The following is a 25,911-nucleotide window of genomic DNA, read 5'->3' as shown; positions in this document are numbered from 1 at the left end:
CGCGCCGACAGCGGGGTTTCTCGTTCACGGGCGGAGGTATTAGCGGCCCTGATACTCGTTTTCGGCGTCTTCGAAACGCTTGATCATGGCCGGCGACGCGCTCTGGCCGACCTTGCTGAACACCACGATGGCGATGCTGGCCAGGATGAAGCCCGGGATGATTTCGTACAGGCCCAGACCAATGAACTGCTTCCAGACCACCACGGTGACCGCACCGACGATCATGCCGGCCAGTGCGCCGTTACGGGTCATGTGCTTCCACAGCAGCGAGATCAGCACCACCGGACCGAAGGCGGCACCGAAGCCGGCCCAGGCGTAGGACACCAGGCCCAGCACCTTGCTGTCCGGGTTCGAGGCAATGCCCAGGGCGATGAACGCGATCAGCAATACCATCGCGCGGCCGACCCAGACCAGCTCGGTCTGCGAGGCATTCTTGCGCAGCATGGCCTTGTAGAAGTCCTGCGTCAGGGCACTGGAGCTGACCAGCAGCTGAGCGCTGAGGGTACTCATGACGGCCGCCAGTACACCGGAAAGAATCACACCGGCGACCCAGGGGTTGAACAGGATCTTCACCAGCTCCATGAACACGCGCTCGCCGTTCTCGGTTACCGGGCCGGCCTGGTCAGGATGGCCGGCGAAGTAGGCAATGCCGAAGAAGCCCACCGCCACGGCACCGGCCAGGGTCAGGATCATCCACGCCATGCCGATGCGGCGGGCGTTGGGGATGGTCTTGACCGAGTCGGCCGCCATGAAGCGCACCAGGATGTGCGGCTGGCCGAAGTAGCCCAGGCCCCAAGCCAGGAGCGAGATGATCGCGACGAAGGACAGGCCGTTGAACATGTCGAAGGCGGCCGGTTTCAGCGTCTCGATGGTGTCCATCGCCGCGCCCATGTCGCCCAGCGCCAGGATCACGAACACCGGCGTGATCAGCAGTGCGAAGATCATCAGCGTCGCCTGCACGGTGTCAGTCCAGCTGACGGCGAGGAAGCCGCCGATGAACACGTAGAGAATGGTCGCCGCGGCGCCGATCCACAGCGCCAGATCGTAAGGCACGCCGAAGCTGCTCTCGAACAGGCGCGCACCAGCCACCACGCCCGAGGCGCAGTAGATGGTGAAGAACACCAGCACGACCAGCGCCGAGAAGATGCGCAGCAGGCGGCTTTCATCCTCGAAACGGTGCGAGAAGTAATCCGGCAGGGTCAGGGCGTTCTTGTTGCGTTCGGTGTGCACGCGCAGGCGGCCGGCGACGAACAGCCAGTTCAGCCAGGCGCCCGCGACGAGGCCGATGGCGATCCAGCTTTCCGACAGCCCTGCCGCGTAGATGGCGCCCGGCAGGCCCATCAGCAGCCAGCCGCTCATGTCCGATGCCCCGGCCGACAAGGCCGTGACGAAACTGCCCAGGCTACGTCCGCCGAGGATGTAATCGTCGAAGTTTTTGGTCGCACGGTAGGCGATGAAGCCGATCAACAGCATGGCACCGATGTAGATCACGAAGGTGATCAAGGTGGGTGTACTGATGCTCATTTTGTTCCCTCGTTAGTTGTTGTTGATGGGCGCGAGGGTGTTCGCGATCCCACCTGGCAGAGGGCGACGGCGGATGGCGCCATCACCGGGACGGGTCCAACCGGACCCATCAGTGGCGGAAGAGCGATCCGCCGACTGTTCTGATTGTTGTTGTAATCCGATCGCCGGAGCTGTCGGGGTGAATCTGGGTACCGCGATCTGAATGCAACCTTGTGCGAGCCGCGACCCCGCGGCGAATGGCGTCGGCTCGGTGCCCACCGCTTCGTCCCGGGGTCGGGACTCCCACAAAAAACCGCAGTGCACGCCGCTTACCCTGTGGGAGCCGCGACCCGCGGCGAATGCAGGCCGTCAGGCCTGCCCAAGCCCCCTTCCGTTAGTCATCCACCAACGACAGCAAGGAAGCGTTACCGCCGACCGCCGTGGTGTTGGTGGAGGTGGTGCGCTCGTTGACGAAGCGCAGCAGGTAGCTCGGGCCGCCCGCCTTCGGGCCGGTGCCGGACAGTCCACAGCCGCCGAACGGCTGCACACCGACCACAGCGCCGACCTGGTTGCGGTTGACGTAGAGGTTGCCGACCCGCGCCAGCGCTTCGATGCGCTCGGCGGTTTCCTCGTTGCGGCTGTGCACGCCGAGCGTCAGGCCGTAGCCGGTGGCATTGATGTCGGCGACGACCTTCTCCAGGTCCGCGGCATCGAAACGCACCACGTGCAGTACGGGACCGAACTGCTCCTTCTTCAGCTCGAGAATGCTGCCGATCTCGAATGCCACCGGCGCCACGAAATGCCCATTCAGGCTGCCGGCCAGCTTGGCTTCAGCGATCAGCTTGCCTTCGCCCTTGAGCTGCTGGATGTGCGCCAGCAGGCCTTCGCGGGCTTCGGCATCGATCACCGGCCCGAGGTCGTTTTCGCGCAGGTGTGTCGGGCCGACCTTGAGCTCGGCCATGGCACCCTTGAGCAGCTCGATTACGCGGTCGGCGATGTCGCGCTGGACGTAGAGCACGCGCAGGGCCGAGCAGCGCTGGCCGGCACTGGTGAACGCCGAGGCGACGGCATCCTTGACTACCTGCTCAGGCAGCGCGGTGGAGTCGACGATCATGGCGTTCTGGCCGCCAGTTTCGGCGATCAGGGCCGCGATGGCGCCCTCCTTCTCGGCCAGCTGGCGGTTGATGATGCGCGCCGTGTCGGTAGAACCGGTAAAGCACACGCTCACCACACGCGGATCGCGACAGAACACGCCGCCCAGCGTGGCGCCGTCGCCTGGCAGGAAGGCAATCGCCTCCTTCGGCAGGCCGGCTTCGAACATCAGTTCCAGTGCACGGGCAGCGATCAGGCTGGTCTGCTCGGCCGGCTTGGCCAGCACGGTGTTGCCGGCGACCAGCGCCGCGGTGATCTGACCGAGGTAGATCGCCAGCGGGAAGTTCCAGGGGCTGATGCAGACGAACACGCCGCGCCCTTCATGGAACAGCTCGTTGCGCTCGCCGGTCGGGCCCTTGAGTTCTTCACGGCCAAGCTTCAGGCGCGCCTGCAGCGCGTAGTAACGGCAGAAATCCACTGCTTCGCGGACTTCGTCGATGCCGTCCTGCAGCGTTTTGCCCGCTTCCAAGGTGCACATGGCCATCAGCTCGGCACGGTTGGCTTCGAGCAGGTCAGCGAGGCGCTCGAGGATCTGCGCGCGCTGTTCGATCGGCGTGGCATTCCAGCGCGGCCAGTAAGCAGCCAGACCGTCGATGGCCTGTTTGGCCTGCTCGGCGGTGGCGAACTGGGCGGTGCCCACTTCCTGGCTGAGCTGATAGGGGCAATGGACCTTGTGCGGGGTACCGATGAGCGTCTGCCCGCCGATCACCGGGGCGGCTTGCCACTGGCGGTTGAGGAAGGTCTGGTAGGCGCTGGACAGTTCGTTCCACTGGGTCTGGATGTTCATGTTGATGCCTTGCGAGTTGGTCCGGTTGCCGTACAGCGCCGGCGGGAGCGGGATGCGATGGTTGCCGAGGGTCTTGAACTGGCGCAGCTGGGTGACCGGGTGATCGATCAGGCTGTCGACCGGTACGCGCGGGTCGACCAGCTGGTGCACGAACGAGGAGTTCGCGCCGTTCTCCAGCAGGCGACGCACCAGGTACGGCAGCAGATCCTTGTGAGCACCGACGGGCGCGTAGATGCGCACGTTCTTGCGGTACTTCTCGATCACCGTGTCGTACAGCGCATCGCCCATGCCGTGCAGGCGCTGGAACTCGAATTCACGCGGCGTCTTCAACTCGCCGACCATCGACAGGATGCAGCTGACGGTATGGGCGTTGTGGCTGGCGAACTGCGGGTAGATCACGCCGCGGGTCTGCTCGGACAGCAAGTAGCGGGCGCAGGCCAGGTACGAGGTGTCGGTACCTTCCTTGCGGGTGTAGACCGGGTAGCCGTCGAGGCCCTGAACCTGGCACTGCTTGATCTCGCTGTCCCAGTAGGCGCCCTTGACCAGCCGCAGCGGAATCCGCGCGCCCAGCTCTTTGCCCAGCAAAGTCAGCCACACCAGGACCGGCAGGCAGCGCTTGGAGTACGCCTGGATCACCAGGCCGAACTCGCCCCAGCCAGCGATGGCCGGGTCGCGCATGAGCTTTTCATAGAGCTCCAGCGACAGCTCGAGGCGGTCGGCTTCTTCGGCGTCGATGGTGATACCGACATCCAGGCGACGCGCCAGGATCGCCAGTTCGCGCACGTTGGCGAACAGCTCGGTGAGCACGCGCTCACGCTGGGCCACTTCATAACGAGGATGCAACGCGGAGAGCTTGATCGACACCGACGGACGCGGGCCTGGGCCGACCTGTGGTTCGGCCCCGACAATTTCCACGGCCTGGCGGTAGTCAGCCATATACTTGCGTGCATCCTCGGCGGTCAACGCCGCTTCGCCGAGCATGTCGAAGGAATAGGTGTAGCCCTTCTCGCGCTCGGGACGACCGTTCTTCAGCGCCTCGGATATGGTCCGACCCAGCACGAACTGCTTGCCCATCAGCTTCATGGCCTGGTTCATCGCCGCGCGGATGACCGGTTCGCCAGAGCGCTTGATCAACCGGCCGATGACATTCTTGGGGCGGCCGTCAGCGTTTTCCGGATCGACCACCTTGCCGGTCATCACCAGACCCCAGGCGGCGAAATTGACCAGCACGTTGTCGCTCTGGCCCAGGTGGCGTTCCCACTCGGCGGCGTTGAGCTTGTCGCGGATCAGCGCATCGGCGGTGGCCGAGTCCGGCACGCGCAGCAGCGCTTCGGCCAGGCACATCAGCATCAGGCCTTCGTGGGTATCGAGGCTGTACTGGCGCAGCAGCGCATCGAGGGTATCGACGGCATTGTCACGACCGCGCACCGCTTCGATGAGGGTGCGGGCTTCGCGACGGATGGCGTCGATACCCGCTTCGCCGGGATCGGCCAGCTGCAAGAGCTCGTTCAGGTAGGCCGCCTCGTCAACGCTGTAATTCGCGCTGATGGCGGGGAAAAATTCGGCGGCTTTCAGGTTGGCGAAATCGCCCTGCAAGACTTGACCGGCTTTGAACATCGCGCCGCTCCTCTCATGGAGTGTTGTTGTACTGGCACGGCGTGCTTGCGCTCGAAAGACGCAGCAGCTGCCGAACGGGTAGGCGAATCTAAGGCGGGGGCGCGTTGCGTTGTTGCAGGAAGCTACGGAATTTTTACGGAAAACTACGGCGTTTGCTGGCCGTCAAAAGGCTGTCACGCAAATGCGCTAAAGCGGCGCTCAAATACTGTCATTTTGGTAGCAGCGCACCTGAATGGTGCATGCCGGAGTGGTCACTCGTCGTGCTTGCGCAGGCGCTTGGGCGTCAGCCCCAGGTAACGGCGGGTAGCCGTGGTCAATGCGCTCTGGCTGGAAAAACCGCACTCCTCGGCGATTCGCACCAACGGCAACGGGCTTTCCCGAAGCAGGCGGGTGGCCCGGTCCAGGCGGCTCTTGAGCAGGTATTGATGCGGGGTCAGGCCGACGCTGTCCTTGAACTGCGCGTGGAAATGGCTGGGACTCAGGCAGGCTACCTGGGCGAGCTCGGCGACGGTGATGCGACGGGCCAGATTGCTTTCGATATGGGCATCGAGCCGAGCGATATCCAACGAGCCATTCGGCTGACGCTTTGCCTCGCCAAACACCCGCAGGTGCAGCGCCCGGAGAAGCACGCCTCCCAATGCCCGCGCCAGCAGCGGATCGCTGCCGTAGCGCGCCAGCTCGGCACCGGCGTAGTTGAGCAAGTTGTGGAAGTCGGCATCCAGGGCTGGATAGCGGGGCGTCTCGAACAGTTGAGCGAGCAGACGCGGATCGTCGTCGCTGATGTCCTGATCATCCAGGTCGATGATCAGCATACGGTTGTCGCCCTTGCCGGCAAATTCGTGCTCGGCATGTCCGGGCACCAGACAGGCGCGCATCCGGCAGACCTCGCCACCGGAACCGTCCACTTCGAACTCGGCACTACCCGACAGCGACAGGACCAACTGGTGGTAGTCGTGCGCGTGTTCATGGGCCTTGTCGTCGAGGCGAAGCAAACGGGCGTTGAGCATGGCGGGGTACCTAGGGTCTGTTGACGTTTCGTCGCGAGCCGCGTTGCTGCATCAAATGGCGCCAGGCAAGGCGCGGGACGCAGGTAATGGTTGTTCCCTTGCCAAGTTCCGCAACGCCGCATGGCGCCATTTGCCGCGCAACCCTTCGGGACGGGCCTGTTTTAGCGCGATGCGGCGTTATTCGTCGCTCATTTGGAACAACCAAACGTCCCTCCTCATGCCTTGCCTCGCGCTAAAACAGGCTCCGGCGCGGCCGCGTACGAAACGTCAACAGACCCTAGAGATCGACGCACTCTACCGGAGAGGCGCGTTTTTTTGTAGCGACGCCCGCCCGTGGCCATGATCGGATTGAAATCATTCGTCCAATACCCATCTAAAGAGCACGTACTCGCAACAGGTGCCGCATGAACGACGACATCCATCAGGAATTCGAACAGGACCTCTCCTCCACGGGTCTGGTGCTGCCGGATCAGAACCTGCCCGACAAGCTGTACATCATTCCGGTACACAACCGGCCTTTCTTCCCGGCCCAGGTACTGCCGATCATCGTCAATGAAGATCCCTGGTCCGAGACGCTGGAGCTGGTTGCCAAGACGCCGCACCAGCGCCTGGCGCTGTTCTACATGGAGGCGCCGGCATCGGATGCGGCCAGCTTCGATCCGGACAGCCTGCCCGAACACGGCACCATGGTCCGCGTGCACCACGCGTCCAAGGAAGGCGGCAAACTGCAGTTCGTGGCACAGGGCATGGCCCGCGTGCGCATCCGCGGTTGGCTGCGGCGCAAGCCGCCCTACCTGGTGGAAGTCGAGTACCCGCAGAGCGACGAAGATCCGCGCGACGAGGTCAAGGCCTACGGCATGGCGCTGATCAACGCCATCAAGGAGCTGCTGCCGCTCAACCCGTTGTACAGCGAGGAGCTGAAGAATTACCTCAATCGCTTCAGCCCCAACGCGCCCTCGCCGCTGACCGATTTCGCCGCCGCGCTGACCACCGCGCCGGGCGCGGAACTGCAAGAGGTGCTGGACACCGTGCCGGTGCTCAAGCGCATGGAGAAGGTCCTGCCGCTGCTGCGCAAGGAAGTCGAGGTCGCCAAGCTGCAGAAAGAGCTGACCGGGGAAGTGAACCGCAAGATCGGCGAGCGCCAGCGCGAGTTCTTCCTCAAGGAACAGTTGAAGATCATCCAGCAGGAACTGGGCATCACCAAGGACGACCGCAGCGCTGACGCCGACGAGTTCCGCTCGCGCCTGGAAGGCAAGGTCGTACCGCCCGCCGCGCAGAAGAAGATCGACGACGAACTGCAGAAACTTTCGGTGCTGGAAACCGGCTCACCGGAATACGCGGTGACGCGTAACTACCTGGACTGGGCCACCTCCATGCCGTGGGGCAAGTACAGCGAGGACAAGCTCGACCTGAACCACGCGCGCAAGGTACTCAACGCTCATCACGCGGGCCTCGACGACATCAAGGATCGCATCCTCGAGTTCCTCGCCGTCGGGGCCTTCCGTGGCGAGATCGCCGGTTCCATCGTGCTGCTGGTGGGCCCGCCGGGTGTGGGCAAGACCAGCATCGGCAAGTCCATCGCCGAATCCCTGGGCCGCCGGTTCTACCGATTCAGCGTCGGCGGCATGCGCGACGAGGCGGAGATCAAGGGGCATCGGCGGACCTATATCGGCGCCTTGCCCGGCAAGCTGGTACAGGCGCTGAAAGAAGTCGAGGTCATGAACCCGGTGATCATGCTCGACGAGGTCGACAAGCTCGGCAGCAGCCACCAGGGCGACCCGGCCTCCGCGCTGTTGGAAACCCTCGACCCCGAGCAGAACGTCGGCTTCCTCGATCATTACCTGGACCTGCGCCTGGACCTGTCCAAGGTGCTGTTCGTCTGCACAGCCAACACGCTGTACTCGATCCCCGGACCACTGCTTGATCGCATGGAGATCATACGGCTGTCCGGCTACATCACCGAGGAAAAACTGGCGATCGCCAAGCGCCACCTCTGGCCACGACAGCTGGAGCGCGCCGGCGTACCGAAGAAGCGGTTGTCGATCAGCGATAGTGCCCTTCGCAGCCTGATCGAAGGTTATGCGCGCGAGGCCGGGGTGCGACAGCTGGACAAGCAGCTCGGCAAGGTGGTGCGCAAAGCGGTGGTCAAGCTGCTCGACGAGCCCGAGGCGAACATCAAGATCGGCCCGAAGGACATCGAGAGCTACCTGGGCATGCCGTTCTGGCACCCCGAGCAGCTGCTTACCGGAGTCGGCGTGGTCACCGGCCTGGCCTGGAACAGCATGGGCGGCGCGACGCTACCGATCGAGGCGACGCGCATCCACACGCTCAACCGCGGCTTCAAGCTCACCGGCAAGCTGGGTGACGTGATGAAGGAGTCGGCCGAGATCGCCTTCAGCTACATCAACTCGCACCTGAAGGAATTCAAGGGCGACCCGGAATTCTTCGATCAGGCCTTCGTGCATATGCACGTGCCGGAAGGCGCTACGCCGAAGGACGGGCCGAGTGCCGGTATCAGCATGGCCAGTGCCCTGCTGTCGCTGGCGCGTAATCAAGCACCGAAGAAGGGCGTGGCCATGACCGGCGAACTGACCCTTACCGGGCTGGTCTTGCCCATCGGCGGACTGCGGGAAAAGGTCATCGCCGCGCGCCGGCTGAAGCTCTTCGAGCTGATCATTCCGGAACTGAACCGGGGCGATTTCGAGGAATTGCCGGACTACCTGAAAGAAGGCCTGACGATGCACTTCGCCAAGCGCTTCAGCGACGTGGTCAAGGTCTTGTTCTGAGTGTCCGCGGCAGCGCTCGAGCTCTCGGGGCGCTGCCAGAGGCCACACCGGGGTTGCGCACGCTTTACGATCGGCGTCAGGCGCCTTATGGTTCGATGCACATCCACTTCGCCAGAGCCGCCTACGCCGATGCCTATCGCCCTGCCCCGACTGCTGTCACTCGTCCCGCTGCTGATGCTTGCTGGCTGCGCCAGCGCGCCGTCCGGCACCGTCGCGCTAAGCGATGAGGCCGAGTGTCCGGTCACCCTGCAGCCGGGCCAGAAGCTGATCGTCAGCCTGCCCAGCAACCCGACCACAGGCTACCGCTGGCAAGCCCGGGAAATATCCGGCGAACAGCTGAAGAGCCTCGGCCCCGAGGTGTTCAGCTCACCGAAGAACGACCTGGTTGGCGGCGATGGTATCTCGACCTGGCGCTTTCAGGCCGATCAGCGGGGCAGCGGACGGCTCTACCTGACCTACGAGCGGCCCTGGGAAACCGACAGCGAGCCGGCCGGGCTGTTCGACTGCCGCATCGAGGTGCAATAGCCTCCGCAGCACCGGGCCGGTTGTCCTGTGGCGCCAGCGGTCGCGCCGGCTTTCCGCTACAATGCCGCCCCTGTTTTCTGCCTGCCCAGACGTTACCGTGAGCCACGAACCCGACCGCCTGTTCGCCCAGCCCCTTGCCCAGCCGCAGGACTTCGTTTTCAACGAAGACGTGGTGCGGGTGTTCCCCGACATGATCAAGCGCTCGGTCCCGGGCTATCCCACCATCGTCGAGAATATCGGCGTGCTGGCCGCGCAATTTGCCCAGCCGCACACCTGCCTGTATGACCTCGGTTGCTCGCTGGGCGCGGTGACCCAGGCGCTGCGTCGGCACGTCAAGACGGACAACTGCCATGTGATCGCGGTCGATAATTCTGCGGCGATGGTCGAGCGCTGCCGCGAGTATCTGCATGGGCAGGACTCCATGTTTCAGGAGCTGCTCCCGGTTGAGGTGATCGAAGCCGACGTGCTGGCCCTGCCGTTCCAGCCTGCCTCGCTGGTCGCGCTCAATTTCACCCTGCAGTTCATCCCGCCGCAGCAGCGCCCCGCTCTACTGCGCGCCATCCGCCAGGCCCTGGTGCCCGGTGGTGCGCTGATCCTCTCGGAAAAGCTGCGTTTCGAAGACGACCAGGAGCAGCAGCTGTTGACCGATCTGCACATCGCCTTCAAACGCGCCAACGGCTACAGCGAGCTGGAAATCGCGCAGAAGCGCAGCGCCATCGAGAATGTGATGAAACCCGACAGCCTGGAAACCCATCGCCAGCGCTTGCTGGACGCCGGCTTTTCCAAGGTGGTGCCCTGGTTCCAGTGCCTGAACTTCGCCTCATTGATCGCCCTGCCATGAATCTCGACCTGACTCCCCTCGCCTGGCGCCTGGCCGGCACTCCGCTGGCCGCCTGGGCCAATGGCCTGCAGCAACAGCTGGACGCCAAACTCGCTGTGGGGCACGGCGACCTGCCGCGCTGGCGGCGCGCCGTGGATGCGCTGCCCGATATCCAGCCCAGCACCGTGGAGCTGCGCGACGCCTTTCGGCTGGAGGCCGACTGCGATGAGGCGACACGCGCCGTTACCTATGACGCACTGTTCGGGCTTTCGCCCTGGCGCAAGGGCCCGTTCGACGTATTCGGTGTGCATGTCGACACCGAATGGCGCTCGGACTGGAAATGGGACCGCGTGTCGCCGCACCTGAACCTGACCGGCAAACGCATCCTCGACGTAGGCTGCGGCAACGGCTATTACATGTGGCGAATGCTCGGCGCCGGGGCCGACTCGGTCGTCGGTATCGATCCGAACTGGCTGTTCTTCTGCCAGTTTCATGCGATGAAGCGCTACCTCCAGGAGCGGCCCGTGTGGCATCTGCCGATGGCACTGGAAGAACTGCCGGCGAAGCTCGAGGGCTTCGACACCGTGTTCTCCATGGGTGTCCTCTATCACCGGCGCTCGCCCATCGATCACCTGCTGGAGCTCAAGGACTGCTTGATCAAGGGCGGTGAGCTGGTTCTGGAGACCCTGGTGGTCGAGGGCGACGAGCACACCGCACTGGTCCCGGAGGATCGCTACGCACAGATGCGCAACGTCTGGTTCCTGCCCTCGGTGGCCGCGCTGGAATGCTGGCTACGTCGCGCAGGCTTCGTCGACGTTCGTTGCGTCGACGTCAGCATCACGACTACCCGCGAGCAACGCAGCACCGACTGGATGCGCTATCAGTCGCTGCCCGACTTCCTCGACCCCGAGGATCACAGCAAGACCATCGAAGGGCTCCCAGCGCCGATGCGCGCCGTCCTGGTCGCACGCAAACCCTAGCGCTGACGCTGGCAACGCCGCTCGTCGACCAATTGCCTCAGCGGCATCTGCAGTTTTTCGATGAGCCGCGGCCGGCTCAAGTCGCGCATCCGCAGCTGCCGGTCGCTGAGCATCAGCAGACGTCGATACAGGCGCCGTTTACGCCAGGCAACGAACCAGTCGATGACCGCCTGCTGCAGTTCGATGGGCCACATCGCCGGCATATAGAAGTCCGGCATCTCCGGACGGGCGCGGTCGTCGATATGATCGTCCCGTTGCTGCTGTTCAGAATGACGCATGGCATCCTCCTGCTTTCGCGGGGGGTGCATGGGCGCACCCGGTGCCGCCGACCGACTCGTGGCCGGCAAAATCAGCTTGAGCGTCCTTGACGATTCAGACAAACGACTACAATAGAACTGTCGATTCAGAAAAATTGAAGGAAAGCCAATGCCCGGCATGCCCGAAGAGCTTCCCCAATCTGCAATGCCCCTGCTTGAAATCGATGTGCTGCGCACCTTCGTCTCTATCGCCGAAAGTGGAAGCTTCACGCGCGCCGCTGGGCAGGTCTTTCGCACCACCTCGGCCGTGAGCATGCAGATCAAACGGCTCGAGACCCTGCTCGGTTGCACCTTGTTCATTCGCGAGGCGCGACGCATCGCGCTGACCGATGAGGGCGAACGGCTGCTCGGTTACGCGCGGCGCTTGCTCAAACTCAATGAAGAGACGGTCAGTGCATTCATCCTGCCGCCGCTGAACGGGCGGGTTCGCTTCGGTACCCCGGCGGACATCGGCACGCATATCCTGCCCGGCCTGCTGTCGCTGTTCGCCCGGACTCACCCGGGGATCGAGGTCAATGTCTCGGTGGGCCGCAGTGTCGACATGATCCAGCGCATCGACGCCGGCGAGCTGGACGTTGCGCTCATCAGCGTCGGCAACCTCGGCCAGGATGACTCACGCGGCGAAGTCATCCACCGCGAACCACTGGTGTGGGCCGGCCGAGCGGGCGGCGTCGCGGTCGAGCGTGACCCGCTGCCACTGGCCCTGTCGACGCCTGAGTGCGCGTGGCGACGCCAGGCATTGGATGCACTGGACCGTGCCGGCCGCGCCTATCGCATCGCCTATTCCAGCGAGCAATGCGCAGGCCAGGAGGCGGCGATGATCGCCGACCTGGCGGTGGCGCCCTATCCGTTGAGCCTGATCAAACCCCCGCTGAAGCGACTGGAGGAAGGCGATAACCTGCCAACGCTGGGTGAATATCAAATCAAATTGCTTTGCGCCGCTGGTCGCAGCGAGGCGGTGGACGTGCTGTCCCGACATGTCATCGCAGCGTTTGCTGCCTATCACAAATAGCGGCTAACCATCGGCATACGAGAGCGGGGGGCACAATGGCGAAATGGTTGATCGCGGCGGGTTTGCTGCTGCTTCTGCTCGGTCTGATTCTGCACTACGTACCGGGCCTGCTGAGCTGGTTCGGCAAGCTGCCCGGCGACATCCGCATCGAATCGGAACGCAGCCGGACGTTTATCCCAATCACCTCGATGATCATCCTGAGCGTGCTGCTGACGGTCGTGCTGAATCTGTTCAGACGATGAGGCGACCCGCCGCAGCGCGGATCGCCTCGAACCCTCAGCCGCGCGCCGCCGCGCTGAGGATCAGGTGCTTCATTTCCTTGACGGCCTGCTTGAAGCCTACGAAGAGCGCATGGGCGACGATGGCGTGGCCGATGTTCAGCTCGTTGACGCCCCGGATCGCGGCGATGGCCTCGGCGTTATGGTAGTGCAGGCCGTGGCCAGCGTTGACGATCAGGCCGTGGCTCAGACCGGATTCGACGCCGTCTCGGATTCTCGCCAATTCGCAGGCGCGTTCGGCAACGCCATGCGCATCGGCATAGCGTCCCGTGTGGAGCTCGATGGCCGGCGCACCGATTCGCGCCGCGGCTTCGATCTGCCGCGGATCGGCGTCGATGAACAACGAAACCTCTGCACCGCAGGCCGTCAAACGATCTACCGCTTCACGGATGCGCGCCTCCTGTCCAGCCACGTCGAGGCCGCCCTCGGTGGTGAGCTCCTGCCGCGTCTCCGGCACCAGGCACACGTGCTCCGGGCGTAGCTGCTCGGCGAAGACCAGCATCGCCTCGGTCACGCCCATCTCGAAGTTCATTCGCGTCTGCAGCGCGTCCTTCATCATCAGCACGTCGCGCTCCTGGATGTGACGACGGTCTTCGCGAAGATGCACGGTGATGCCATCGGCCCCGGCCTCCTCGGCATCCAGTGCGGCCTTGACCGGGTCCGGATAGCGGGTGCCGCGCGCCTGGCGCAGTGTGGCAACGTGGTCGACATTGACGCCGAGCAGGATTCGGTTGGCTTCAGTCACGCGGGACCTCCTTGATGTTCATGAACAGTTCGCGGCTGACCAGTGGCCGGCCACCTAGATGGGGCGCCAGGGCCTGGCGCATCAGTCTTTTCGCTGCCGCCAGCGCGCCGGGCACTTCCCAGTCGGCCTCGGCCATGGCCAAGAGTTCCGCACCGTTGAAGAGGCCGGGCTGGAACTGCCCCACGGCTTCGAGCCCGGTATCAGGCAGCAGTCGATAAAGCCCGGCACTGGCAATCGGCTGATCATCGATATCCTTGTCCAGGGCAAAGCCGTATCCCAGCTCGGTCAACAGCCGCCATTCGAAGGCGCGCAAGATCGGCTCCAGTGGCCGCTTGGCCGCCAGCGCCGGTAAGGTCGCGACATAGTGGTCGAACAGCGCGGGATGAGCGTCTTCGGCCGGGAGCAGGCGAATCAGCAGTTCGTTGAGGTACATGCCGCTGAACAGCGCATTGCCATCGAGCCAGTACGCCAGGCCGGCGCCCTCGAGTCGCGCCACGGACTTCAGATCGCTCCGCCCACGAAACTCGACGTCAAGCGGCACAAAAGGCCGGGCCAGGGTGCCGGACCGGCCCCGTGCGCCACGAAGCACCGCGCGCAAGCGTCCTTCGGGCGTAAAGAAATCCACCAACGCGCTGCTTTCGCGGTAGGGTCGGCTATGCAGGACGAAGGCGGTCTGGGGCATGGCGTTTTCGGACTGGGAGATCGGCGACGCAAGCGGCAAGCCCGCTCGGCTGGACCGCTATTACGCTCGCGTCTGGGCGCCGCGCTATCAGCTGTAGCCCAGCGAGTGCAGCGCGCGCTCGTCGTCGGACCAGCCGCTCTTTACCTTCACCCAGAGGTTGAGCATGACCTTGGAGTCGAACAACACCTCCATGTCCTTGCGCGCCTCCTGGCCAATACGCTTGATGCGCTCACCCTTGTCGCCAATGATGATTGTCTTCTGCCCGTCACGCTCGACCAGAATCAGCGCATGGATATGCAGAACATGCCCTTGCTGCTTGAAATCCTCGATCTCGACGGTGATCTGATAAGGCACTTCGGCACCCAGCTGACGCATGATTTTCTCGCGCACCAGCTCAGCCGCCAGGAAACGGCTGCTGCGATCGGTAATCTGGTCCTCGGGGAAAAAGTGCTCGCCCTCCGGTAGATGCGAGGCGACCAGCTTCTCGAACACATCGAGATTCTGTCCATGCTGCGCGGAGATCGGCACGATTTCCGCGTTCGGCAGCTGTTGCGCCAGCCACTCGAAATGCGGCAGCAGCTCGCCCTTGTCCTCGACGCGGTCGGTCTTGTTCACCGCGACGATCACAGGGCCCTCGACGTATTGCACGCGCTCGAGAACCAACTGGTCTTCCTCGGTCCAGCGCGTGCGATCGACGACGAAAACCACCACGTCCACATCTTTCAGGGCGGACGAGGCAGTGCGATTCATGTAGCGATTCAGCGCGGTCTCGCCGTTCTTATGCAAGCCGGGCGTATCCACATACACCGCTTGAACCGCACCCTCGGTCTTGATGCCGAGCATGTTGTGGCGGGTGGTCTGCGGCTTGCGCGACGTGATCGCGAGCTTTTGTCCGAGCACGTGATTGAGCAGTGTCGACTTACCCACGTTGGGCCGGCCAACGATCGCCACGTAACCGCAACGGCTCACTTCGTCCTGCAGATGTTCATCAGTCATGACCGTTCTCCACGCCCAACGCGATCAATGCCGAGGCAGCGGCAACCTGTTCGGCGATACGCCGGCTGGCACCCTGCCCTTGAGTCTTCTCGTTGAGCAGTGATACCTGGCATTCGACAAAGAAGGTCCGGCAATGCGGCTCGCCCTGGATCGCCACGACTTCGTATTTCGGCAGCTCGCAAGCACGCGACTGCAGGAACTCCTGCAAGCGCGTTTTCGGGTCCTTGTTGGTGTCGACCAACGTCAACCCTTCCAGTTCGTTAGCGAGCCAGGCGAGTACGCGATCGCGCGCGACTTCCATGCCGGCATCCAGATAGATCGCGCCGATCAACGCTTCGAGCGTGTCGGCCAGAATGGATTCGCGGCGGAATCCACCGCTTTTCAGCTCACCCGACCCCAGGCGCAGGTACTCGCCTAGCTCGAACCCTCTGGCGAGCACCGCCAGCGTTTCACCTTTGACCAAGCGCGCACGCAGGCGCGACAGCTGTCCTTCCTTGGCCTGAGGAAAATGGCTGAACAGCGCCTCGCCGGCGATGAAGTTCAGGATGGCATCGCCGAGAAACTCCAGACGCTCGTTGTTACGTCCGGCATAGCTGCGATGCGTCAGGGCCAGGAGCATGAGCTCCTGATCCTTGAATTGATACCCGAGCCTACGCTCGAGACGGGCTAACGAAGTGCTCACGGCATCCTTAGGCGATATTCTTTGTCGAAGTTCGCCACCAGATCGAGGTTACGGATCAGGGGCTCGCGTTTTTCGTAATCCAGGTGGACTTTGAACTCGTTGTTCTCGATGACCACAGTCAGCGCTTTCTCAAGATCGAGATCGCGAATGCCGTTCACCTCCATCCCCTTTTGAACATGACCGTAGAAATCTCGCACAGTGCGGATCTCCAGTGCTGGTTCACTTTCCACCCCTGAGATGATCTTGTCCATGGACATATAGTCGAAGTAATGCGGCAGCATCTTGAATGCGGTGCTGGCAAAAAACGCGACCAGCGCGAGCACCATGATCCAGCTCAGCATGGACAGCCCTTTTTGCGAACGAGCGAAACTCATGTCGACCTCTATGTCGTGCGGCACCCACGGATCGGGGCGACTCAAATATAGCGAGCCGGACCGGCGGAACCGGGCCCTGATTCACAGACTCAGTGAATCAACCCGACTCGGGAGAAATTCGGCAGATTGCTGAATTTGGGATCCGGCCAGCTCATCCATACCGCAAACGCCTTGCCGACGATGTTGCGATCGGGAACCATCCCGGCAAGCTCGGCTGGAATCGCCGGATCATGCCAGTAGCGGCTGTCGTTGGAGTTGTCGCGGTTGTCGCCCATCATGAAGTAGTGGCCGGCGGGGACGTGCCATTCACGATTGGGCTCGACCCGGTACCGCGCCATCTCCTTGCGAATCAGATGCTCCACGTCGCCCAGTTGCTCGCGGTACAGCTTGGCGCTACCCAGGCTTCCAGGCTCCTCGCCGATCAGCATCTCGGTAACGGGCTTGCCGTTTATGCTCAGCTGCTTGTCGCCGCTGTAGCGAATCACGTCACCAGGCAGCCCGATGACACGCTTGATGTAGTTGATGTTCGGGTCACTCGGATAGCGGAAGACCATGACATCGCCGCGCTGGGGATCACTGACATCGATAACCTTGGTATCGACGACGGGCAGGCGAATGCCATAGGCAAACTTGTTCACCAGAATGAAGTCGCCAACTTCGAGCGTCGGAATCATCGATCCCGACGGAATCTGGAACGGTTCGATCAGAAACGACCGCAGGACCAGCACGATCGCCAACACCGGAAAGAACGATTTGCCGTACTCGATCAGCACCGGCTCCTTGTTCAAGGCGTCGAGCGTCGACTGGTCAGGCTCGCCGGTCTGCCCCTCATAGTTCGCTATCGCCGCCCGACGACGCGGTGCGAAGAACACCAGGTCGAGAAGCGAAAGAAAGCCGCAGACCGCTACGGCAATCACCAGCAACAGCGGAAAATTGATCGACATCAGCTATCTACCTTCAGCACTGCGAGGAAAGCTTCCTGCGGTATCTCAACGTTACCGACCTGTTTCATCCGCTTCTTACCGGCCTTCTGCTTTTCGAGCAGCTTGCGCTTGCGGCTGACGTCGCCGCCGTAGCACTTGGCCAGAACGTTCTTGCGCAACGCCTTTACAGTGCTTCGCGCGACGATCTGACCGCCCAGCGCGGCCTGGATCGCGACGTCGAACATCTGTCGAGGAATCAGCTCTTTCATCTTCTCGACCAGGATGCGGCCCTTATAGTGGGCATTGTCCCGGTGCACGATGAGCGCCAGGGCGTCGACCTTGTCGCCGTTGATCAGGATATCCAGGCGGGTCAAGTTTGCCGACTGGAAACACTCGAAGCTGTAATCCAGCGAGGCATAGCCGCGGCTGACCGACTTCAAACGATCGAAGAAGTCCAGCACCACTTCGCTCATGGGCAGGTCATAGCGCACCTGTACCTGCGAACCGAGGAACTGCAGGTCCCGTTGAACGCCCCGCTTCTCGATGCACAAGGTGATCACACTGCCCAGGTGCTCCTGCGGCACCAGAATATTGGCGCGCACGATGGGCTCGCGCATGTCTTCGATCGACGACAGGTCCGGAAGCTTGGATGGACTGTCGACGTAAATGACCTCGCCGTTCTTCAACGCCAGCTCGTAGACCACGGTCGGTGCCGTGGTGATCAGGTCCAGATCGTACTCGCGCTCGAGCCGCTCCTGGATGATCTCCATGTGCAACATGCCGAGGAAGCCGATACGGAAGCCGAAGCCCAGCGCATCGGAACTCTCGGGCTCGTACTGCAGTGCGGCGTCGTTCAAGGTCAGCTTCTGCAAGGCTTCGCGGAAGTCTTCGAAATCATCCGAGCTGACCGGGAACAGACCGGCGTAGACCTGCGGCTTGACGCGCTTGAAGCCGGGCAGCATCTCGACGTCCGGGGTATTGGCAAGTGTCAGGGTGTCGCCCACCGGCGCGCCATGAATGTCCTTGATACCCGCGATGATGAAGCCCACTTCGCCGGCCTTCAGGTCCGCGGTGGTGGTGTGTTTCGGATTGAACACACCGACGCTGTCGACCTGGTGCACCTTGCCGGTGGATTTGACCAGAACCTTGTCGCCCTTCTTGATCCGGCCATGGCGCACCCGCACCAGCGAGACGACGCCGAGGTAGTTGTCGAACCAGGAATCGATGATCAACGCTTGCAAGGGTGCGTCTATTTCACCGGTTGGCGGCGGAATGACCTGCACCAGACGCTCGAGCACTTCGTCCACGCCCATACCACTTTTCGCGCTACAGGCAACGGCATCGGTCGCGTCGATACCGATGATATGTTCGATTTCGCCCTTGACCTTGTCGGGGTCGGCCTGGGGCAGGTCCATCTTGTTGAGCACGGGCATCACTTCCAGCCCTTGCTCGATGGCCGTGTAGCAGTTGGCGACCGACTGCGCCTCGACGCCTTGCCCGGCATCGACCACCAGCAACGCCCCCTCACAGGCGGCGAGCGACCGGCTCACTTCATAGGTGAAGTCGACGTGACCGGGGGTATCGATGAAGTTCAGCTGGTAGGTCTTACCGTCTCGCGCCTTGTAGTACAGCGTGACGCTGTGCGCCTTGATGGTAATGCCGCGCTCGCGCTCGAGGTCCATCGAATCGAGCACCTGGGCGTTCATTTCGCGTTCGGTCAAGCCACCACACATCTGGATGAAGCGATCAGCCAGGGTCGACTTGCCATGATCGATATGCGCGATGATGGAGAAATTGCGGATATGACTCAGGTCGCTCACAACTAAACACTCGAATACGCCGCGGACCGATTGCCCGCCGAAAATAGCCGCAAAGTGTACCTGATAGGTCTATTCAGCGCCACGCCAGACCCCGCTAAGGATTTCCTGCCCTCCAACCGCTGAGCAAAGCGGGCACCGAATGAGCCGCGCATACACAAAAAAAGCGGCCCGTAGGCCGCTTTGATGTAGCGATTCGCGCTATTCGGCGAGCTTGAATGTGATGAAGCTCGCTCGACCCTGCCGCAGTACACGCATGGAGACCGAGCGATTCTTCGGCAATTGCTCTGCCACCTCGGCGAATGTCGAAACCGAGTCGATTGCCTGGTTATTCAGATGCGTGATGACATCACCCGGACGCAAGCCGATCATCGCCGCCGGCCCGCTCGATACTTCGGTAATCACCACCCCGCCCGGCAGGTCGAGGGTGCGCTTTTGCTCGGCCGTCAACTCCGACACCTTCACACCCAGCCTGTTGCTGCTCTTCTCGGCGTTGCGGCCGGATGCCGCTGCCTCCTTGCCTTCGTCCGGCAGGGACCCGACCTTAACGGTGAGCGTTTCACGCTCTCCATCGCGGACAATTTCAAGCTTGGCATTGGTGTCCGGCTTCATGGCCCCGATCAGATGCGGCAGGTCAGCCGACATATCGATCGCATGACCGTCGACGCTAAGAATGACATCACCGACTCGCAGCCCGCCCTTGGCCGCCGGGCCTCCATCCATGACTTGCGCCACCAACGCACCTGCCGGACGCTCGAGCCCAAACGACTCGGCCAGATCTCGGTTCACCTCTTGTATCGCCACGCCCAGCCAACCACGGCTGACCTTACCCTCGGTGCGCAACTGGTCGGCCACATCCATCGCGACGTCGATCGGAATGGCAAAGGACAGCCCCATGAAGCCGCCCGACCGGGTGAAGATCTGCGAGTTGATACCGACGACCTCCCCCTGCAAATTGAACAGCGGCCCACCGGAGTTACCCGGATTGATCGCGACGTCGGTCTGGATAAATGGCACGTAGCTCTCGCTGGGCAGGTTCCTTCCGGTGGCACTGACGATGCCAGCCGTCACCGTGTGATCAAAGCCAAACGGCGAGCCGATCGCAAGCACCCACTCGCCCACCTTCAGCGAGCTGGAATCGCCCAACCGGACCGTCGGCAGACCGGTGGCGTCAATCTTAAGCAAAGCCACGTCCGTGCGTGGATCGGCGCCGACAAGCGTTGCTTCCAGCTCGCTACGATCAGGCATGCGCACGATGATCTCATCGGCATCGGCCACGACATGGTTATTGGTCAGTACATAGCCATCCGCAGCGATGATGAAGCCAGAACCTAGCGATTGCGCGTCCGGCTGCTGACCCTCGGGCATCGCCGGGAAGCCATGCTCGAAAAACTCTCGGATAATCGGTGGCAGCCCCTCGAGGTCCGGCATCTGCGGAGCCGCGCCACGGGCTTGGACATGTTGCTTGGTGCTGATGTTGACTACCGCTGGCGACGCACTTTCCACCAAGGGGGTGAAGTCCGGCAGTTGCGCATTAGCTAGCGCAACCTGGCCGAGACAAAACAATGCAGCGAGAAAGGCGAAGCAGCTATTCCGTGAAACCCTCAAAATCACTCTCCCTTGTCAGAATCTTATCGGCCTGACCACGGCCAGCCGCCCCCACCAACATCGCTCGCAGCACAACCGGTTGCAGCGCAGGATCACACGCCGTTTGCTGACTGCGCTTTCTCACCGCCAACCACGACAGCAGAAAGCCTCCGATGCCGGCGAGCATGACGTAGGGTTCGGCGGCACCGAACTCCAAGGCCAGCAACGACGAGGCAAACAATGCGATCAACGGGAAGAGATAAACAAGGAGGGCCCCTCGCAGCAGCACGCTTTCGCGTACACCTATCACGACCGAGTCGCCTACGTTCAGTTGCAGGTCGGATAATGCCCGTATCAATCCGCGTCGCTCGCGGACACCCAGCCTATCCATCAAACCCTGACCGCAGCCGTTCTTGGCCGAGCAACCGGAACAGGTGCTGCTACGCTGAGTCTCGACCCAAACCGCACCCGCCTCTACGGCAATCACCCGACCCGGTTCTTCGATCATCGCGAAGCCTGTTCAGCTCCAGCGCGCATGGACAATGCGATTCGCTCGGCTGTCCCTAACGGAATCTCACCCACCACGGTGACCATGACATCGCCTCCGGCGGTGGAAATACGTTTGGACACCGCGACGGTCGGCCCCATCTGACTGCGCGCATCCTCGACTACCGCACCATTGAGCGGCTCAAGAAACACCGAGAAGCGGGCGAGCCCATCACCGTAGGAAAGCCAGGTGACCGACTCATCCGAAGCCGGGCTGGGACGGACTTTAGAGTCCAGCAGTTGGAACCCGTCCGGCAGCCAGTCAGAACGCCACTTAGGCGACGTCGACGATTCTTCCGCTGCCAGGGAAACCGCCTGGCAGCCAGAGCCGGCACGGACATCCGCGGGCGCGAGGGCGTCAGGCGAGAATTGGGTGAACTGAAAACGCTCGAGTAACTGACCGTTCTCGTCGAGCAACAGCGATTTGAGCGGCAATGCCGTCTCTCGGTCCAAGTGAATTTCGAAGCCGTAACGGTGCTGGTCTTTTGGCCTGATCGACAACGCGACGGTCGGGCGCCCCGCGACGCGAGATTCACCGATGACCTGAAAGTTGTACCACCGGGACAGCGCCGCCGGGTCCAACGGCTGCTGCCGCCATGGCTTGCCGTCACGAACCTGCGAAGCCATTTCCTCGCTGGCGCACTGGACCTTCCCATCCACCAGCGACACCTCGACAGCCGGGCCGTCGAGCTGCAAGAGCCGCTCGTGCAGTTGATCACCCTCTACTAGCTGCCAGACCGCATGACTGGAGAAGCTACCATTGCGCTCATAAACGAAAGTGCCTTGGTAACTCTGCTTCTTCTCGGCCGCCGCCAGGCGTTCCATCCAGGTATCGGCATCAGCAGCGAAGGCCGGCATCGACAGCCAGCCTCCGAGTACCACACACAGCGGTATTACACGCATGTTCTTCCTTAACGATCTTCCATGCTGGCAGCGCGCGCATAGGGCAACGCACCTTCAGAGCCGCCACCAAACGCGGCCTGTTGGGCATGCTGGCGAACATAGGTCGGCAGCCGCTTTTCATGCCAGCCTTCAGCCGAAGCCTGCACATCCGTCGCCTGGGCGTCAGACGAGCCTGCGTCTTCACTGTAACCGGCCAGCACCGCTGGACCCTGATTGGCCTGCGGTACCGCAATGCTAGGCTGTGCCGCCTGCTGTGCGATCTGCGGACCAGCCACTTCGCTTTGATTGTACAGACGTACGCCAGCCAGCACAGCGACGGTGACCGATGCCGCTACGGCGAGGCGACCCAGGTTGCCCCAGGCAAAACGCTTGGGCTTGGCCGCAGTGATGACCGGCTCATCAGCCAGAGCGGCCGACACCGCCGAGGCGATATCCAAACGAGGCTCGATCAACTCCCTGTGCATGGCGGCACGAGCGATTTGATAACGCGACCATGTCGATCGCATGTCGGTGTCGCCGTCTGCGGCGAGTACTCGACGTAATTCCAACTCGTCCGCTTCGTTATCCATCACCGCGGACAGCGATTCATGCAGGGCTTCACGACTCATGGCGGTTCCTCTCTTGGCTGTCGCCGCTGTCTCAGGATTCATGCAACAGGGGTTGCAATGACTTGTCGATGGCTTCCCGCGCCCGGAATATCCGTGAGCGGACCGTACCCACCGGACACTGCATGACGTTTGCAATGTCTTCATAACTAAGACCATCAAATTCGCGCAGTGTTAGAGCCGTGCGCAAATCTTCCGGAAGTTGTTGGATAGTTCTATGAACTGTGTCTTCAATTTCATCCCTGAGCAGCGCTCGCTCCGGTGATTCGATGTCCTTGAGGGCGTGATCCCCTTCGTAGAACTCGGCATCTTCAGAGCTGACATCGCTGTCTGGCGGCCTTCTCCCTCTAGCCACCAAATGATTTTTCGCCGTATTGATGGCGATGCGGTACAGCCAGGTATAAAAAGCGCTGTCACCGCGAAAATTCGCAAGCGCGCGGTAGGCTTTGATAAAGGCTTCCTGCGCAACGTCCTGAGCCTCGTGAGAATCATGTACGAAGCGCACAATCAACCCAAGAATCTTGTGCTGATATTTCAGAACCAACAGATCAAAAGCCCGCTTGTCTCCCCGCTGCACCCGCTCGACCAGTTGCTGGTCCTGCTCCTGGGTTAGCATGAACATCCCTCCCTGACCTGGAAGGAATGCTGCGCTCGCCTGCGAGCTGACCTGCCAGAATAGACACGGGCTTTACACAAAAGTTCTCCCCCTTCAAGCAAGCTTTCCTGCAACACACCTGACGGCATTAGCGAGCAACGCACCGAAACGGATCGTTTGGATGACGCGCCCTTGGTATCCACAGCAAAGTCCAACCGCCATTCATTCGATGGCCAGCTGGCTCGCTTCCACAACTGTCTATAGAGACGGGCTTGCAAGAAAAGTTCCAAAGCAGCGACTACATAAACAAGGGATCGCTATTTTGCAGGTGGACGCGCCTATATACTAGCGCTCGCCTCACTGTGAGATTCGAAATGAGCCGACATTATCAATACGACGTTCTGGTTATCGGCAGCGGCGCCGCCGGTTTGACGCTTGCCCTCAACCTGCCGACCACGCTTCGCGTGGCCGTGCTGAGCAAGGGTGACCTGGCCAACGGATCGACGTATTGGGCCCAGGGCGGCGTGGCCGCGGTGCTGGATGATACCGACACGGTCGAATCGCACGTCGCCGACACCCTCGACGCCGGTGGCGGGCTATGCCGAGAGGACGCCGTTCGCTTCACGGTGGAGCGCAGCCGCGACGCCATTCATTGGCTGATCGAACAAGGCGTGCCGTTCACCCGCGACGACGCCGATCGCGAGAACGGCAGTTTCGAATACCACCTCACGCGCGAGGGTGGCCACAGTCACAGGCGCATCATCCATGCCGCCGACGCCACTGGCGCGGCCATTTTCAACACCCTGCTGGAACGCACCCAGGGCCGGAACAATATCGAGCTGCTGCATCAGCGCGTTGCCGTCGATCTGATCACCGAACGCAAGCTGGGCCTCGATGGCCAACGCTGCCTTGGCGCCTATGTGCTGGACCGGGAAACCGGCGAGGTAGATACGTTCCAGGCGAAGTTCGTCGTGCTGGCGACAGGCGGCGCGGCGAAGGTCTATTTGTATACCAGCAACCCGGACGGCGCCTGTGGCGACGGCATTGCGATGGCCTGGCGCGCCGGATGCCGAGTCGGCAACCTGGAATTCAATCAGTTTCACCCCACGTGCCTGTACCACCCCAAGGCCAAGAGCTTCCTGATCACCGAAGCATTACGCGGTGAAGGTGCAGTGCTCAAGCTGCCCAACGGCGAACGCTTCATGCCGCGCTTCGACCACCGCGCCGAGCTGGCTCCCCGCGACATCGTCGCCCGCGCGATCGACCACGAAATGAAGCGCCTCGGCGTGGATTGCGTGTACCTGGATATCAGCCACAAGCCGGCCGACTTCATCAAGGCGCACTTTCCGACCGTCTACGAGCGCTGCCTGGATTTCGGCATCGACATCACCCGCGAGCCCATCCCGGTGGTGCCAGCGGCGCACTACACCTGCGGCGGCGTGGTAGTCGATCATGCCGGCAGAACCGACGTACCCGGGCTCTATGCAATCGGTGAGACCAGCTTTACCGGGCTGCATGGCGCCAATCGCATGGCCAGCAATTCGCTGCTCGAGTGCTTCGTCTATGCGCAGTCCGCTGCACAGGACATGCTGCGCGAGCTGCCATCCGTCAACAGTGTCGATCAGCTGCCATGCTGGGACGCCAGCCAGGTCACCGATTCGGACGAAGACGTCATCATTGCGCATAACTGGGACGAGCTACGCCGGTTCATGTGGGACTATGTGGGCATTGTCCGGACAAACAAGCGCCTCGTACGCGCGCAGCACCGGGTACGCCTGCTGCTCGCGGAGATTGACGAGTTCTACAGCAACTACAGGGTCAGTCGCGACCTGATCGAGCTGCGCAACCTGGCGACCGTGGCGGACCTGATGATTCGCTCGGCCATGCAACGCAAGGAAAGCCGGGGCTTGCACTTCACGCTGGATTACCCCGAGCTGCTGCCACAGGCGACCGACACTATTCTGGTGCCGCCCACCTACGGCGACTGAATTTCAGCCGGAGCCGAAGGCGCCGATGCTCATCCGGCGGCATCGCTCCACGTGGAATGCACACACCACGCGCCAACCAGTCGCCTTGATCCCTAAACCGCAGGATCACAACGAGCGGCAGCGCCAGACTGTCAGGCAGCAGCTGGACGGGCTGCCAACCCGCACGCCGACTCCACAGCGCCCAGCCCTGCTGATCGTGGCGAAGCCCGAGCCAGGAGCTGTCGCGACTCAGCAAGATGCACGACGGAATCACCCAGACGGCATGTAGCAAGCACAACGACACGGCAAGCAGCCGGAACCAAAAGGGAACCGGCAAGACAAGCAAAGCCCCGAGGGCCAACACCCATACCGCCAGATAAAGCACCAGCAACAGGCCAGACGCCGCCCAGCGGCACTCGAACAGCTGGCTACTTGGGCTGGACACGATCGAGGATCATGCGAACCATGTAACGCAGATCATCGTCCTCAGGCTCGGAGCGCTCCATGAACCAGCCGAACATATCCTGATCCTCGCAACTGAGCAGCTTGCGGTAGCGACGCTGGTCTTCTTCATCCAGCTGCGGATAAACCTCCTTGACGAAAGGCACCAGCAGCACATCCAGCTCGAGCATGCCACGGCGGCTCTGCCAGAACAGGCGATTGAGTTCGGATTGTTCGACCATGCAAAGACGCTCCTGAAAGTAA

Annotated in this window: 25 protein-coding genes; 7 read left to right on the top strand and 18 right to left on the bottom strand. The window is 62.2% G+C overall.

Annotation, left to right across the window (positions count from 1 at the left end; all coding sequences use genetic code 11):
* Positions 1–39: 39 nt before the first annotated feature.
* The 3 genes from putP to KVO92_RS16175 all read right to left on the bottom strand — a co-directional run bounded on the left by putP (position 40) and on the right by KVO92_RS16175 (position 6,066).
* Entirely contained in the window at positions 40–1,524 is a 1,485-nt protein-coding gene (gene putP / locus KVO92_RS16185) for a sodium/proline symporter PutP (RefSeq protein ID WP_217476571.1), read from the bottom strand.
* Positions 1,525–1,897: 373 nt separating this feature from the next.
* Complete coding sequence (gene putA / locus KVO92_RS16180; protein ID WP_217476570.1) at positions 1,898–5,059, bottom strand: bifunctional proline dehydrogenase/L-glutamate gamma-semialdehyde dehydrogenase PutA; 3,162 nt, start codon at positions 5,057–5,059, stop codon at positions 1,898–1,900.
* A gap of 251 nt (positions 5,060–5,310) precedes the next feature.
* Complete coding sequence (locus KVO92_RS16175; protein WP_217476569.1) at positions 5,311–6,066, bottom strand: AraC family transcriptional regulator; 756 nt, start codon at positions 6,064–6,066, stop codon at positions 5,311–5,313.
* Positions 6,067–6,470: 404 nt separating this feature from the next.
* Between KVO92_RS16175 and lon the strand changes: the two genes are divergently transcribed.
* From lon to cmoB, 4 genes are all read left to right on the top strand, one after another.
* Positions 6,471–8,852 carry an endopeptidase La gene (gene lon, locus KVO92_RS16170; protein ID WP_217476568.1) on the top strand — a complete coding sequence of 794 codons (2,382 nt, stop codon included), beginning with the start codon at positions 6,471–6,473 and terminating at the stop codon, positions 8,850–8,852.
* Between the two features lie 129 nt (positions 8,853–8,981).
* The gene (locus KVO92_RS16165; protein ID WP_217476567.1) at positions 8,982–9,377 is read left to right on the top strand and encodes a protease inhibitor I42 family protein; all 396 of its coding nucleotides are present in this window, start codon (positions 8,982–8,984) and stop codon (positions 9,375–9,377) included.
* A gap of 97 nt (positions 9,378–9,474) precedes the next feature.
* Positions 9,475–10,218, top strand: a complete 744-nt coding sequence (gene cmoA, locus KVO92_RS16160) for a carboxy-S-adenosyl-L-methionine synthase CmoA (protein ID WP_336512647.1) — start codon at positions 9,475–9,477, stop codon at positions 10,216–10,218.
* Positions 10,215–11,177: a tRNA 5-methoxyuridine(34)/uridine 5-oxyacetic acid(34) synthase CmoB gene (gene cmoB / locus KVO92_RS16155; protein ID WP_217476565.1), complete on the top strand. Its 963-nt coding sequence runs from the start codon at positions 10,215–10,217 to the stop codon at positions 11,175–11,177. The genes cmoA and cmoB overlap by 4 nt, the downstream gene beginning before the upstream one ends.
* On the opposite strand, the gene KVO92_RS16150 is transcribed toward cmoB, so the two are convergent.
* Positions 11,174–11,455, bottom strand: coding sequence for a hypothetical protein (locus KVO92_RS16150; RefSeq protein ID WP_217476564.1), 282 nt, complete (start codon positions 11,453–11,455; stop codon positions 11,174–11,176). The genes cmoB and KVO92_RS16150 overlap by 4 nt on opposite strands.
* A 157-nt stretch (positions 11,456–11,612) precedes the next feature.
* Between KVO92_RS16150 and KVO92_RS16145 the strand changes: the two genes are divergently transcribed.
* Entirely contained in the window at positions 11,613–12,506 is an 894-nt protein-coding gene (locus tag KVO92_RS16145; RefSeq protein WP_217477277.1) for a LysR substrate-binding domain-containing protein, read from the top strand.
* A 35-nt stretch (positions 12,507–12,541) separates the two neighbouring features.
* Positions 12,542–12,748, top strand: coding sequence for a DUF2905 domain-containing protein (locus tag KVO92_RS16140; protein WP_217476563.1), 207 nt, complete (start codon positions 12,542–12,544; stop codon positions 12,746–12,748).
* Positions 12,749–12,782: 34 nt separating this feature from the next.
* Here KVO92_RS16140 and pdxJ read toward each other — a convergent pair whose 3' ends face one another.
* From pdxJ to rpoE, 12 genes are all read right to left on the bottom strand, one after another.
* Positions 12,783–13,529 carry a pyridoxine 5'-phosphate synthase gene (gene pdxJ, locus KVO92_RS16135; protein WP_217476562.1) on the bottom strand — a complete coding sequence of 249 codons (747 nt, stop codon included), beginning with the start codon at positions 13,527–13,529 and terminating at the stop codon, positions 12,783–12,785.
* Positions 13,522–14,211 carry a DNA repair protein RecO gene (gene recO / locus KVO92_RS16130; protein ID WP_217476561.1) on the bottom strand — a complete coding sequence of 230 codons (690 nt, stop codon included), beginning with the start codon at positions 14,209–14,211 and terminating at the stop codon, positions 13,522–13,524. The genes pdxJ and recO overlap by 8 nt, the downstream gene beginning before the upstream one ends.
* A gap of 87 nt (positions 14,212–14,298) precedes the next feature.
* Entirely contained in the window at positions 14,299–15,207 is a 909-nt protein-coding gene (gene era, locus KVO92_RS16125; protein ID WP_217476560.1) for a GTPase Era, read from the bottom strand.
* Positions 15,200–15,889 (bottom strand): ribonuclease III, encoded by a 690-nt coding sequence (rnc, locus tag KVO92_RS16120; protein WP_217476559.1) that lies wholly within the window; start codon positions 15,887–15,889, stop codon positions 15,200–15,202. The genes era and rnc overlap by 8 nt, the downstream gene beginning before the upstream one ends.
* A complete protein-coding gene (locus KVO92_RS16115; protein WP_217476558.1) occupies positions 15,886–16,263 on the bottom strand; it encodes a DUF4845 domain-containing protein in 378 nt (125 codons plus the stop codon). The genes rnc and KVO92_RS16115 overlap by 4 nt, the downstream gene beginning before the upstream one ends.
* A gap of 89 nt (positions 16,264–16,352) precedes the next feature.
* On the bottom strand, positions 16,353–17,207 hold the full coding sequence (lepB, locus tag KVO92_RS16110) for a signal peptidase I (protein WP_217476557.1): 855 nt from the start codon (positions 17,205–17,207) through the stop codon (positions 16,353–16,355).
* Positions 17,207–19,006 carry a translation elongation factor 4 gene (lepA, locus tag KVO92_RS16105; protein WP_217476556.1) on the bottom strand — a complete coding sequence of 600 codons (1,800 nt, stop codon included), beginning with the start codon at positions 19,004–19,006 and terminating at the stop codon, positions 17,207–17,209. The genes lepB and lepA overlap by 1 nt, the downstream gene beginning before the upstream one ends.
* Positions 19,007–19,204: 198 nt before the next feature.
* On the bottom strand, positions 19,205–20,614 hold the full coding sequence (locus KVO92_RS16100) for a DegQ family serine endoprotease (protein ID WP_423836246.1): 1,410 nt from the start codon (positions 20,612–20,614) through the stop codon (positions 19,205–19,207).
* Entirely contained in the window at positions 20,592–21,098 is a 507-nt protein-coding gene (locus KVO92_RS16095; RefSeq protein WP_217476555.1) for a SoxR reducing system RseC family protein, read from the bottom strand. The genes KVO92_RS16100 and KVO92_RS16095 overlap by 23 nt, the downstream gene beginning before the upstream one ends.
* Entirely contained in the window at positions 21,095–22,039 is a 945-nt protein-coding gene (locus KVO92_RS16090; RefSeq protein WP_217476554.1) for a MucB/RseB C-terminal domain-containing protein, read from the bottom strand. The genes KVO92_RS16095 and KVO92_RS16090 overlap by 4 nt, the downstream gene beginning before the upstream one ends.
* Positions 22,040–22,047: 8 nt before the next feature.
* Complete coding sequence (locus KVO92_RS16085; protein ID WP_217476553.1) at positions 22,048–22,647, bottom strand: sigma-E factor negative regulatory protein; 600 nt, start codon at positions 22,645–22,647, stop codon at positions 22,048–22,050.
* Positions 22,648–22,678: 31 nt separating this feature from the next.
* On the bottom strand, positions 22,679–23,260 hold the full coding sequence (rpoE, locus tag KVO92_RS16080) for an RNA polymerase sigma factor RpoE (protein WP_217476552.1): 582 nt from the start codon (positions 23,258–23,260) through the stop codon (positions 22,679–22,681).
* A 353-nt stretch (positions 23,261–23,613) separates the two neighbouring features.
* Here rpoE and nadB point away from each other — a divergent pair, with 353 nt between their 5' ends.
* Positions 23,614–25,227 carry an L-aspartate oxidase gene (nadB, locus tag KVO92_RS16075; RefSeq protein ID WP_217476551.1) on the top strand — a complete coding sequence of 538 codons (1,614 nt, stop codon included), beginning with the start codon at positions 23,614–23,616 and terminating at the stop codon, positions 25,225–25,227.
* Here the strand turns inward: nadB and KVO92_RS22670 are convergent.
* On the bottom strand, positions 25,196–25,651 hold the full coding sequence (locus KVO92_RS22670; RefSeq protein ID WP_336512646.1) for a protein YgfX: 456 nt from the start codon (positions 25,649–25,651) through the stop codon (positions 25,196–25,198). The two genes, nadB and KVO92_RS22670, sit on opposite strands and share 32 nt — an antisense overlap.
* On the bottom strand, positions 25,635–25,889 hold the full coding sequence (locus KVO92_RS16070) for a succinate dehydrogenase assembly factor 2 (protein WP_217476550.1): 255 nt from the start codon (positions 25,887–25,889) through the stop codon (positions 25,635–25,637). Before KVO92_RS16070 ends, KVO92_RS22670 begins: the two co-directional genes overlap by 17 nt.
* Positions 25,890–25,911: the final 22 nt, after the last annotated feature.

The sequence above is a fragment of the Stutzerimonas stutzeri genome, assembly GCF_019090095.1.
Taxonomy (GTDB): Bacteria; Pseudomonadota; Gammaproteobacteria; order Pseudomonadales; family Pseudomonadaceae; genus Stutzerimonas; species Stutzerimonas stutzeri_AN.
Note: the sequence above shows the minus strand (reverse complement) of the source record. Positions and strands in the feature narration are given on the sequence as shown.